This window comes from Sphingomonas rhamnosi (assembly GCF_036663615.1).
GTDB lineage: Bacteria > Pseudomonadota > Alphaproteobacteria > Sphingomonadales > Sphingomonadaceae > Sphingomonas.
In genome coordinates, this window is the sequence record NZ_JAXOJJ010000005.1 from 283717 (window position 1) to 295758 (window position 12042).

The 12042-nt window shown below is 66.4% G+C and carries 11 protein-coding genes; 8 read left to right on the forward strand and 3 right to left on the reverse strand.

The annotated features are described in order from the left end of the window. Positions 1–184 precede the first annotated feature (184 nt). The 7 genes from U1701_RS12880 (at position 185) to U1701_RS12910 (ending at position 6775) form a co-directional block, all read left to right on the forward strand. Complete coding sequence (locus tag U1701_RS12880) at positions 185–1090, forward strand: cobalamin B12-binding domain-containing protein (RefSeq protein ID WP_332782962.1); 906 nt, start codon at positions 185–187, stop codon at positions 1088–1090. A 30-nt stretch (positions 1091–1120) separates the two neighbouring features. Continuing rightward, complete coding sequence (gene ppsR / locus U1701_RS12885) at positions 1121–2551, forward strand: transcriptional regulator PpsR (protein WP_332782963.1); 1431 nt, start codon at positions 1121–1123, stop codon at positions 2549–2551. Between the two features lie 91 nt (positions 2552–2642). Further along, positions 2643–3551 carry a chlorophyll synthase ChlG gene (gene chlG, locus U1701_RS12890; RefSeq protein ID WP_332782964.1) on the forward strand — a complete coding sequence of 303 codons (909 nt, stop codon included), beginning with the start codon at positions 2643–2645 and terminating at the stop codon, positions 3549–3551. Next, complete coding sequence (locus tag U1701_RS12895) at positions 3548–4882, forward strand: BCD family MFS transporter (protein ID WP_332782965.1); 1335 nt, start codon at positions 3548–3550, stop codon at positions 4880–4882. The genes chlG and U1701_RS12895 overlap by 4 nt, the downstream gene beginning before the upstream one ends. Next, positions 4879–6054, forward strand: coding sequence for a geranylgeranyl diphosphate reductase (locus U1701_RS12900; protein ID WP_332782966.1), 1176 nt, complete (start codon positions 4879–4881; stop codon positions 6052–6054). The genes U1701_RS12895 and U1701_RS12900 overlap by 4 nt, the downstream gene beginning before the upstream one ends. Then, the gene (locus U1701_RS12905) at positions 6051–6533 is read left to right on the forward strand and encodes a TspO/MBR family protein (RefSeq protein ID WP_332782967.1); all 483 of its coding nucleotides are present in this window, start codon (positions 6051–6053) and stop codon (positions 6531–6533) included. Before U1701_RS12900 ends, U1701_RS12905 begins: the two co-directional genes overlap by 4 nt. A 35-nt stretch (positions 6534–6568) precedes the next feature. Continuing rightward, complete coding sequence (locus U1701_RS12910; protein ID WP_332782968.1) at positions 6569–6775, forward strand: hypothetical protein; 207 nt, start codon at positions 6569–6571, stop codon at positions 6773–6775. Positions 6776–6805: 30 nt separating this feature from the next. Here U1701_RS12910 and U1701_RS12915 read toward each other — a convergent pair whose 3' ends face one another. Further along, complete coding sequence (locus U1701_RS12915) at positions 6806–7342, reverse strand: c-type cytochrome (RefSeq protein WP_332782969.1); 537 nt, start codon at positions 7340–7342, stop codon at positions 6806–6808. A gap of 127 nt (positions 7343–7469) precedes the next feature. Then, positions 7470–10448, reverse strand: a complete 2979-nt coding sequence (locus U1701_RS12920; RefSeq protein WP_332782970.1) for a TonB-dependent receptor domain-containing protein — start codon at positions 10446–10448, stop codon at positions 7470–7472. 311 nt (positions 10449–10759) lie between these two features. Here U1701_RS12920 and U1701_RS12925 point away from each other — a divergent pair, with 311 nt between their 5' ends. Continuing rightward, entirely contained in the window at positions 10760–11251 is a 492-nt protein-coding gene (locus U1701_RS12925) for a gluconokinase (RefSeq protein ID WP_332783060.1), read from the forward strand. Positions 11252–11262: 11 nt separating this feature from the next. Here U1701_RS12925 and U1701_RS12930 read toward each other — a convergent pair whose 3' ends face one another. Beyond that, positions 11263–11949: a FadR/GntR family transcriptional regulator gene (locus U1701_RS12930; protein ID WP_332782971.1), complete on the reverse strand. Its 687-nt coding sequence runs from the start codon at positions 11947–11949 to the stop codon at positions 11263–11265. Between the last annotated feature and the right edge of the window lie 93 nt (positions 11950–12042).

Here is a 12042-nt window from a genome sequence, read left to right on the forward strand (position 1 = left end):
GCGATTGCAGAGTGTCAATATTATTTGACGTCCATGACGGGTGACACAGGCCGTGCTTTCGGGGCGTCGGTCGATGGTTGCCAGATCGGTTCTACCCGGATACGTTGCGAGTCGCCGGTTCCAGAATAACTGTCGGACCGACCAGTAAATATGCGTGTGTCGACCAGGCTGGGGAGAGCTGGTAATGGCTGCGATGACCCAATGGGCAAGCGACACCGAACAGTTCGGCGACTCCCGCCTTGCGCGTAACTCTTCGAATAATCAGACAAATCGTTCCGCCTTCCAACGGCGCGGTGCGCAGGACTATGCGCGGTCGCTCTCGGCGTTGATTGAAGGCGAGATTATTCCCAGGCTGATGGCCGCACATGCGGTGGGCGGCAACGACGGCTGGTCGGCGCGCGAGACGCATTTGATCAACGACAGCGATATCGAGGCACTGGCGCCGCTGGTGATGCAGATCGACGCGGATGCGTTGCTGGCGCATGTCGAGCATATCCTCGAGCGCGGCGTGACCGCCGAAACCGTGATGGTCGATCTCCTTGCGCCGACCGCACGCTTGCTCGGCGAGTTCTGGGAGGATGATCGCTGCGACTTCGTCGACGTGACGATGGGGCTCTGGCGGCTGCAAGAGGTCGTCCACCATATCGCGAGCCGCGCGCCGTCGGACGGCGTCAGCGCGGGCCGCCGGCATCGCGCGTTGTTCGCGTCGATGCCGGGCGACCAGCACAGCTTCGGTACGGTGGTTATCGATGAAGTGTTCCGCCGGGCCGGGTGGCTGACGGATCGGATCGACAGCGCCGAGGGCGCGGATCTGCTCCAATCGGCCGCCGACGGCTGGTTCGACATGATCGGATTGACGATCAGTCGCGACTCCCATATCGGCCCGCTCACGTCGCTCATTGTTGCACTGCGGAACGTTTCTCCGAACCCGCAGGTTTGCATCATGGTCGGAGGCAGGATTTTCAGTAGGAGCCCCGAACTGGCCGTCCAGGTCGGTGCCGACGGAACGGCGCCCGATGCAAGACTTGCGCTTGAGATTGCCGGAACGCTCGTCCGCCAGCGCGAATGGGAGTCGGCGGTCTCCAGCTAACCAGACTATATTGGAGCGCGACGACCGTCGATGAACACGCTGATCGCCTCGTCCGCTAGAACGGGCTTTACCAGGAGTGATACCGTGCCCGGTGCGCTCTCGGCGAGCGCGGCTGCATCGTTACTCGCCGCAGTCGGTGACGTGACGTTCATTCTAAGCACCGACGGCACGATTATCGATGTCGCGGTATCGCAGGGCGAACTCGCCAATCATGGCTTCACCGGGTGGATCGGTGAAGCATGGGCCGATACCATGACCAGCGAGAGTCGCACGAAGGTCAGCAGCATGCTTTCGGACGCCCAATCCGCCGAGGCGCCGAGATGGCGGCAGGTCAACCACGCCGCGGCCGGTGGCGATGTGCCCGTCCGGTATCTGATCATGACGTTTGGCGATGGCGACCGGTTGATCGCCGTCGGCCGCGACATGCGCGGGGCTGCCGCGATGCAGCAGCGGTTGTTGCAGACGCAGCAGTCGCTCGAACGCGACTATATCCGCCTGCGTCAGGCCGAGACGCGATATCGGTTGCTGTTCGACATGGCGTCCGATGCCGTCCTGATCGTCGATGCCGACACGCGTCGTATTCGCGAAGCCAATCCGGCGGCGCACCGCCTGTTGGACGCCGCCGAGGGAACGTTGGTAAGTGCCCCGGTCGCGTCGACCGTTGACGCGCGCGACCGCGACAATTTGGTCGCCTATCTGGGCGCCGCGGAAGCGGCCGACGATCTCGCGCCGATTACCGTCCGGCTGGCCGAAAACGCGGACCAGGTCAGGATATCGGCACGCTTGTTTCGACAGGCGCGGCAGCCGTTGCTGATCCTTCAGCTCAGCGCGGGGCAGCAGGCCGTGGCGGGTCATCGCTACGACGCGACGCTCAGCGACGTCGTCGAGCGGATGCCCGATTCGTTCGTCCTCGTCGACCGCGAGCTGACCATCCTCACCGCCAATGCAGCGTTTGTCGAGTTGGCGGAAATGCCCTCGGTGGACCGCGTCGTCGGTGCCCGGCTGAGCGCGTGGCTCGGGCGTCCGGGGATCGACCTCGAACTGATCGTCGCGCAGTTGCGTGAGCACGGATCGGTCCGCAACGTCGCGACGATCCTGCGCGGAACCGCCGGCGCCCAGGCTGAGATCGAGGTATCTGGCGTGGTGGCGCCGATGGCGGGCAGCGACTGCTACGGCTTCACGATCCGCCATGTCGGCCGACGGCTGCGCGAGGCACCGATCGCGGTGAGCGGCACGCCACGATCGGTCGAACAGCTGACGGAACTGGTCGGGCGGATGTCGCTCAAGGATATCGTCCGCGAGAGTACCGACTTGATCGAACGCCTCTGCATCGAAGCGGCGCTCGCCTACACCTCCGACAACCGCGCATCCGCGGCGGAGGTGCTGGGGGTCAGCCGTCAGAGCCTATACTCGAAATTGCACCGGCACGGCCTGGGCAATCTGGTCTCGGGCGAAGGCTGAGCGGACGCGCCAACCGCTTAACCGCGTTGCCAATTCGGGAAACCGTCTAATTTATTTGACGCCCGACAGTGTCGTGTCTTAGCTTTGATGTATGGATCGGTCGTCAGCTCCCGGTATCGTCGCGCCGCTGCCTGCGGCCCGCGATGTCCTCGAACTGCTCAAGCCGATCACCTGGTTCCCGCCGATCTGGGCGTTCATGTGCGGCGTGGTCTCGTCGGGCGTGCCGATCACCGAGCGCTGGCCGTTCCTCATAGCCGGCGTGCTTCTGACAGGGCCGCTGGTCTGTGGCACCAGCCAGGCCGTCAACGACTGGTTCGATCGGCATGTCGATTCGATCAACCAGCCCGACCGGCCGATCCCGTCGGGGCGCATTGCCGGCCATTGGGGGTTGTGGATCGCCATCGCGGGGACGGTGCTGTCGCTGATTGTCGCCTGGGCGACCGGCCCGCTGGTGTTCGGTGCCACCGGTCTCGGGCTGCTGTGCGCGTGGGGCTACAGCGCGCCGCCGTTCCGGTTCAAGGTCAGCGGTCTATGGGGCCCCGCGGTCGTCGCGCTGACCTATGAGGGGCTGACCTGGTTTACCGGCGCGGCGGTGATGGCCGGCGCGTGGCCGGGCACGTCGGTTCTGATCGTCCTCGCGCTCTACAGTCTCGGCGCACACGGCATCATGACGCTGAACGATTTCAAGGCGGTCGAGGGCGATCGCGCGATGGGGCTGCGGTCGTTGCCGGTTGTGCTGGGGGTCGATCGCGCCGCGCGAGTCGCGTGCATCGTGATGGCTCTACCACAGGTCGCGGTGATCCTGTTGCTCGTGCACTGGGACCACCGGCTCATTGGGGGCGTCGTCGGGCTGATGTTGGTGGGGCAGCTCATGTTGATGCGGCGGCTGTTGCGCGACCCGCTGGGCAATACGCCCTGGTACAATGCGACGGGTACGACGCTGTATGTGCTCGGCATGCTGGCGTCGGCGTTCGGGCTGGGCGGCGTGGCCGGGCTGTGACCGATACCCCCCTCGGATGGCTCGGTATCGCCCGACTGGGTCTGGTGCAGAGCGCGATCGGCGCGATCGTGATGCTGGCGACATCGCTTCTGAACCGCGTGATGGTGGTCGAATATGCGCTGCCGGCGGCGCTGCCCGCCGGATTGGTCGCGTGGCATTATGCGGTGCAACTGACGCGGCCGGCATGGGGGCATGGATCGGATCGGGGCCGGCGGCGGACCCCGTGGATCGTGATCGGGATGGGCACGCTCGCGCTCGGCGCGCTGCTGGCGGTCGATGCGGTTGCGCTGCTGGCGGCGGGGTCGGTCGTCGGGATTCCGCTGGCGATCCTCGGCTATGCGATGATCGGCGCGGGTGTCGGCGCGGCGGGAACGTCGTTGCTCGCGCTGTTGGCGACGCGGGTCGCACCCGAACGCCGGGCGGCGGCGGCAGCGATCACCTGGATCATGATGGTCGCGGGGATCGCGATCACCGCGGGCGTGGCGGGGGCGCTGATCGACCCGTTTTCGCTGCGGCGTCTGGCGATCGTCGCGGGCGGCGTGGCGGGCGCCGCGGTCCTCGTCGCGACGCTCGCGGTCTGGGGCGTCGAGGGGCGCGCGCCACGCATGGCCATGCCCGAACACGGACCGCATCAGGAGTCGTTCGGCATTGCACTGCGCGCGATGCTCACGGACCCCGAGGCGCGGCGCTTCACGGCGTTCGTGTTCCTCTCGATGCTCGCCTATTCGATGCAGGACCTGATCCTCGAACCCTTTGCCGGGTTGATGTTCGGCTTCACGCCGGGCCAGTCGACCCAGTTGTCCGGCGTCCAGCATGGCGGCGTACTGGCGGGGATGATCCTCGCCGGGATCGGTGGCAGCGCGTTCGGCGGCCGCGCCGCGGCACGGTTGCGCTACTGGATCGTCGGTGGCTGCATCGGCTCGGCCTGCGCTCTCGCGGGGTTGGCGTTCGCGGCGCAGATGGGCGCGGGGTGGCCGATTGCCGCCAACGTCGCGCTGCTGGGTTTCGCCAATGGCGTGTTCGCGGTAGCGGCGATCGGCACGATGATGGCGCTGGCGGGGGGCGGCGAGCGTGGCGGCGTCGGCGGGGGCGGGCGCGAAGGCATGCGGATGGGGGTGTGGGGCGCGGCGCAGGCGATCGCATTCGGCCTCGGCGGGCTGATCGGCGCGGTTGGCGTCGATCTTGGCCGCGCCTGGATCGGATCGACCGGCGCGACCTTCACGATCGTGTTCCTGGTGGAATCGCTGCTGTTCCTCGCCGCCGCGGCGCTCGCGTTGCGCGCCCCTGCGCGCGACCGCGGTGCGATGCGGGCGCGAACGGTGACGACGTGACCTATGATTGCGTCGTGGTCGGCGGTGGCCCCGCGGGTGCGACCGTGGCGACCGAACTCGCGCGCGGCGGACGATCGGTGTTGCTGCTCGATCGCGGGGGCCGGATCAAGCCGTGCGGCGGCGCGATCCCGCCGCGGCTGATCCGCGACTTTGCGATCCCCGATGACCTGATCGTCGGCCGGGCGACGTCCGCGCGGATGGTCGCGCCGTCCAACCGCACGGTTGACATGCCGGTCGATCCGAGCGGACAGGGTGGCTTTGTCGGGATGGTCGACCGCGAATCGTTCGACGAATGGCTGCGCACGCGCGCGGCGTTGGCCGGCGCCGAGCGACGCACCGGGCTGTTCGAGCGTATCGCACGCGACGCGGATGGCTGTGCGCTGGTTTGCTATACCGAAACGCGCGGCGGTACCGAACACCGTGTCCGCGCGCGCTGCGTGATCGGGGCGGACGGCGCTAACTCGCGCGTGGCCAGTGCCGCCCTGGGCGCAGGCGAAAGGATGCCGTGCGTGTTCGCCTATCATGAGGTGATCCGCCTGCCGCCAGCCGTCGAGCGCTATCGGTGCGAGGTGTTCTATCAGGGTGCGCTGTCGCCCGATTTCTATGCATGGATCTTCCCGCATGGCGACACCGCGAGCGTCGGAGTCGGCAGTGCGGACAAGGGCTTTGGGTTGCGCGACGCAACCGCACGGCTGCGCGAGCAAGTCGGACTTGCGGCGTGCGAAACCGTCCGATGCGAAGGCGCACCGATCCCGCTGCGGCCGCGGCGGCGGTGGGACAATGGGCGCGACGTGCTCGTCACCGGCGATGCCGCGGGGGTGGTCGCGCCGGCCTCTGGCGAAGGGATTTATTACGCAATGGTGTCTGCTAGCCACACAGCCGACGCCGCTGAAGCTTTCCTGGTGACCGGCAATCCGCGTGCGTTGCGCCAGGCGCGGCGGACGTTCATGCGCGCGCACGGACTGGTTTTCGGGATCCTGCGGGTCATGCAGTATTTCTGGTATCGCAACGACCGCCGACGCGAGCGGTTCGTGGCGATGTGTGCCGACCGTGACGTCCAGCATCTGACCTGGCACGCCTATATGAACAAGCGGCTGATCTACGCCCGGCCGCTCGCCTATGCCCGCATCTTCGTCAAGGACATGCGGCATTTGTTGCAGACTGCCGCATGACCCGAGTCTGGATCTTCCCGATCTTCATCGCTGCGATGCTGGCCGGCATCGTCGCGCTGCTCGGAGCGACGATCACCGATACCGGTGCCTGGTATCAGGCGCTCGTCAAGCCAGACTGGGCACCGCCCGACGCTGCGTACGGAGTCGCCTGGACCGCGATCTATGCGTTCACCGCACTCGCAGGGGTCGCCGCCTGGCTCGCCGCGCCGTCGTGGCGGGAGCGCGAATGGCTGCTCGGCCTGTTCGCGCTCAATGGGTTCCTCAACATCCTGTGGAGTCTGTTGTTCTTTCGCCTTCACCGGCCCGACTGGGCCGCGATAGAGGTCGTCGCGCTGTGGCTGTCGGTCGCGGCGCTCGTGGCGATAGGCGGCCGGCGGTCGCGAACTGCGGCGCTGCTGTTGCTGCCCTATCTGGCATGGGTCGCGTTCGCCGGATATCTGAACGTCACCATCGTCCAACTGAACGGGCCGTTTTCCTGACCTGGCTATTTGCCAGCGGGCATGCGGTAGACATCGTGCTGCTGGTGATCGGCGTGGAGTTCGTGGCGTTGATCGCCATGGGATGGCGCGCGATCGACGCCGTGTTGCGTCTCGGTCCGGGCGTGCTCATGCTGATTGCGGTGCGCGCTGCGCTGATCGGGCTTGCGTGGCCCTGGATCGCGCTGCCGCTGCTCTTGTCGTTTCCGGTCCACCTTGCCGATTTGGCGCGGACGAAACGATGACCCGGCGGACGTCGCCGCCGGGTCCCTAAGTTAGGCGTTTGACTTCAGATACGCGATCACGTCCGCACGCTTCTGCGGATCGGGGATGCCCGGGAAGACCATCTTCGTGCCGGGAACGACGCGTTGCGGCGATTCGAGATACTGGAACAGCTTTTCTTCGGTCCAGGTGATCCCGCTGTTCTTGTTCGCGGTCGAATAGTTGAACCCGGCGATCGTGCCGGCCTTGCGCCCGACCACGGCGTGCAGCGACGGGCCGATCTTGTTCACGCCCGCATCGATCGCGTGGCAGGTCTGGCAGGTGATGAACGCGGTTTTGCCCTTGGCGGCATCCCCGGTGTAGCTCGCGTACTTTACGCCGCTGATCGTATCGACATTGTCCGCAGCGGGTGCCGCCGCGGCCACGGCGGTCGGAGCCGCGGCGGGCGTCGCGGCCTCAGGCGCCGCAGCGGTGGTCTCTGCGGTCTTGGGTTCGTCTGCGGCTTGTTTCGAACACGCCGTCAACGCCAGTGCGGATGCCGCCGCCAGGGAAACAATCGTACCAAACCTGTGTACCGATGCCGAATCCATGCCTTGCTCCTCTCGACTAACCGTCGTTGTAGCGCGCCTTTTGCCACTCGTTATACGTCACTGTCCAATACTCTTTACAGATTCTTGTACCGAAGACAGTGTTTTCGCGATTAACCCAGCGCGTTCATCAGAAGCGGGCACGCAGCCCGAGTCGATAGATTCGGCCGAGCGTGTCGTAGAGGGCCGGATTGACGTCGAGCCCGGTATTGGTCTGCGGCGAAGGCGTCGGATCATGGTCTAAGAGGTTGTCGACCTTGAAGAACATGGTGACCTGTCGGTTGAGAGTCACCGATCCGCCAAGGTCGAGATAGAACGCCCCCTTCATCTTGTTGTAGTCGATCGTCGGGTTGTTGGCGGTCGACGCCGGACACGCGGTGGTGCAGACGACATATTGATTGCCGAACACGCCGTCCGAGAACCAGCGTTCCTGGAGGTTGAGGCTGAAGACGTCCGTGTCGTAGCTTTGCGTCGCCAGCCATTTCCAGTCGGGCGTGTTGCCGGTGTTGGCGCCCGCCTGATCGACCGTCGCGACCCCGGCGATCCCCGCCTTGACGAGGAACTCCCGGACATGGGTGCCGAGCGCGCGGAGGGTGAAGGTGCCGGGCAGGCCCAGCGGCGCCTTCCACGCGTAGCTCGCCTCGATGTCGAACCCGCTGGTCTTCCACGATGCGAGGTTGAACGGCTGGACGTTGATGAAATTGCCGCCCTGGGTCGGGCTGTTGAGCACGAAGCCGCCGCAGAACGCCTGATTGCCCTCGAAGCAGAACCGGACGATCTGGTCCGCCGACAGAGTCGACACCACGCCGCTCAGCTTGATGCTGTAATAGTCGAACGACAGCCCCAGGCCGGGCAGCCACGAGGGATGCGAAAGGACGATCCCGGCCTCGGTATTGCGCGCGACTTCCGGTTTCAGGTCAGGGTTGCCGACCGTGTTCTGGAACGCCTGGACGCCGCCGCCCGGGGGGAAGGGGTTGGTGAAGTTCGGTAGCGTCGTAACGGTCGGCGCGGCGAACAGCTCGGACAAATTGGGGGCACGGACGTCGCGCGAGGTAACCGCACGCAGGCGGATCCCGTCGAACGGCGTGTCCCAGGTCCCGCCGACCTTCCACGCCCAGATCGTCCCCGACGTGCTGTAATGCGTCACGCGCCCTGCGCCGTTGAGGTTTGCGCTGCCGATCCCGTCGCCTTTGAACAGCGGCAGATTGGCCTCGAGGAACCCTTCGTACACTTCGTATTTGCCGGTGCCGTTCTTGTAGTTGCCGGCAGCCCAGTTGCTGCCGAGCGCCGAATTGAGCAACGGATCCGCCGGATAGGCGGCGCTGTTCGGGCTGACCGCGGTGACGCCGGCGCCATAGGGGTCACCGTGGACGCGGTAATATTCGCGGCGATATTCGCCGCCGAACGCGATTGCGAGCGGCCCCGCCCACAGATCGAGCGGTTCGCCCGAGACGTTGAGACTGGCGACGTCCTGCGTCAGCTTGGTGCGCTGAAGCGGGCCATTGGTGGGGGTGACATAGGCCAGCGCCGCCGACGACGGCTGCGCGCCGCCGAAGATGTTGATCGGCTGGCACCCGGCTGCGCGGGCGGCGGCGTCGGCGCAGACGATCGCGCCGTTGAGCGTGATCGCATTGGTCGCCGCGACATAGCGGTTCTGCAGTACGGTGTTGTCGACGTCGATATGCGCGAGCGTGATGCCGTGCTCGTAATAGGCGTCGTAGTTCCAAGGGGTGCCGCCGAGATCGAACCGCCCCTTCAGTCCGCCGACGAAGCGATATTGGCGCCGGTCGGTTTGGACCAGCGGATCGGGGAAATTGCCGTTGCTGGTACCGAAATTGAACTGAGTAATGCCTGCGGTCGCGCAGCGATCGCGGATCAGCTGCGGCAGATAGGGATTGGCGCACTGCACGGTCAGATTGGGGCGATTATAGCCGGGACTCGGCTGGTTGCTGGTCTTCACCTGCGCCAGATTGACCGTGACATAGGCTTCGTTGTCGGGCGCGAAATCGAAGCCGATGCGCCCGAAGCCGTTGAGCCGCTCGATCGACGATTTCAGCGACGCGCCCGAGCCGGGCGCCCCCGACAGGTCGCCGCCGACGCAGAAGCTGTTGCCGGGGTAGCAGCCGGTCACCCCGCCGGTTCCCGTCGGTCGGCCGCCGGACCCATAGTTGAAGTTGAACGGCGCACCGTTCCGGTCGAACGCGATGCCCTGCAGCGGGCCGTTGTTGATCAGCCCGTTAAGCGCATATTGGTAAGGCTGCGCATAGTCGCGATAGTTGAACTGCGGCAGGCCGTTATTGGCCTGGCCGGTGTTGACCAGCGTCGACGCGCGGTACCAGTTTCGGCCGCCGGCGAGATCGGTGCCGAAATCGCCCGGGCCGACGCCGTCCTCATGATCATATTCGCCGCTGACGATCAGGTGCAGCCGGTCGTTGAGCAGCGCGGTGCCGAACGCCGCCTGGACCAGCGCCTGCTGGTCGTCGCCATAGTTGGTGATGCCGCCCTGGACGTTCGCCTTGAAGCCCTTGAACCGCGTATCGGTGATGAAGTTGACCACCCCGCCGACTGCGTCCGATCCATAGGACGCCGACGCGCCGCCGGTGACGACGTCGACGCGCTTGACCAGCAGCTGCGGGAACATGCTGATGTCGGGCACGCCGGTGACGTTCGCGCCGACGACGCGCTGCCCGTCGAGGAGGGTGAGCGTGCGGATCGGGCCGAGACCGCGCAACGAGAAGGAACTGAGACCCTGGGTGCCGCTCGACGTGCTGAACGTGCCCGTCGAGGTGCCGGTCGAGCCCTGTAGCGCCGGCAACTGCGCGATCGCGGTGAAGATGTTGGGCTGGGCGTTCTTGAGGATCTGCTCCTCGCCGATCACCGTCGTCGGGGTCGGTGCATTGAACCCACTGGAGGTGATGCGCGTGCCGGTGACGACGATGTCGGGCGCCGCCGCCGCGCGGTCCTCGGTAGGCGATTGCGGCTGAGGCGCGACGGGTTCGGGAGCGGGCGATGGTGCGGTCTGCGCCGTCGCTGGCGCGCAGGCCATGGCGAAGGCGAGAACCGCCAGGCTTGGTGCCGCCGCGTGCAGAATTCCGACTCGTATGCCCATCGTCCATCCCCGTTTGCACGCAGTCCGCCAAGGAGGCCGGCCAGCCGCGCGTCGTTCGTTGACGCGTTCTACCCAAGTCTGGTCACGTTATCATATACGACCATCGTCGCATTCGGCGCCCGCGTTCAGGCCGCTGTTATGGCGTGTGCAAGGGCACAGGCCCCGGCGACAGCGACAAAGGTCGTAGTGGCCATTCTGCATGCGACGCCCGATAGCGGCGCAGCGCGAGACGGCCACCCGGCCGTAGCGAAGGTCGAGGGGCATCGGTGAAGGCAGGACGGAACAAGATCGGCGGGCGCGCGATCGTCGTGATGGGTGTCAGCGGCAGCGGCAAGTCGACGCTCGCGGCCCACCTCGCCCAGCATCTCCAATGTCCCGCGATCGAGGGCGACGACTATCACGCAGCCGAAAGCGTTGCGAAGATGAAGGCTGGGCTGGCGCTCGACGACGCGGACCGCTGGCCGTGGCTCGATCGGCTGGGCGCGGCGATCGGCGCGGCTGGGAAGGGCGGCATCGCGGTTGCGACCTGCTCGGCGCTGAAGCGCAGCTACCGCGAACGTTTGCAGACGGCCGCCGACGTGCCCTTGTGGTTCGTGCTGCTGGATGCCGCGCCATACGAACTCGCGCAGCGTTTGGCGACGCGGGCAGGGCATTTCATGCCGGCGAGCCTGCTCGACAGCCAGTTGGCGACGCTCGAGCGACCGGCGGCGAACGAGTGCGCGCTGACGTTGCATGGCGCGGACACGCCCGAAGCGTTGTGCGCGGACGTGCTTGCCTGGGTGTGCCCGACCGTCGCGTCCTGAGCGCGACGGTATTACGGCATCAGCCGCTTGCGCCCCTGCGACAGGTGCCAGCGCATCGCCAGCGCCGCGCCGTCGGCATCTTGCGCGCGGATCGCTTCGACGATCGCGTCATGCTCGTCCATCATTGCCTTGATCGCCTCGGGCGGGCGCGACCGGGAGATGTCGACTCCGGCGCGCAGAATGCCCATCACTGCGTCTTCCAGTTGGTCGATCACGAGCAGGAAGGCCGCATTGGCGGTCGCGTCGACGATGGCGCGGTGGAGCCGCCAATCCTCGTCATGCGCCGGCGCGTTCGACAGCAGCGCGGCGCGCAACGCCTCCAGCGCCCGTTCGATCACGTCCATCTGGTGGTGCGATCGGCGCTGGGCAGCGAGCCGCGCAGCCTCCGCCTCGAGCACGAACCGAACCTCATAAGTGCCGAGCGTAGTCGCCAACGCGTCCATCGACATGTGCGTGCCGAGTCGTTCGGACGGGCGGCGTTTGACATAGGAGCCGGCGCCGCGCCGCGCCTGCGTGATGCCGTCGGAGGCGAGCCGTGCCAGCGCCTCGCGGACGATGGTGCGCGACATGCCGAACATCGTCGCCAGCTGCGCTTCGGCGGGTAATCGGTCGCCGATCGCGAGATCGTTCTCGGTGATGATGCGGACGATCGCCGTATAGGCGCGATCCGCGAGCCGCTCCTCGATCGCCATGGGCATCCTCTCACTCCGGCGACGCGTGCGCCGCCCGGTTCCACGGCTGTATCTGTACGACAGGTTTTTTCACTATCGCAACAGAAATGGCTTGATTGG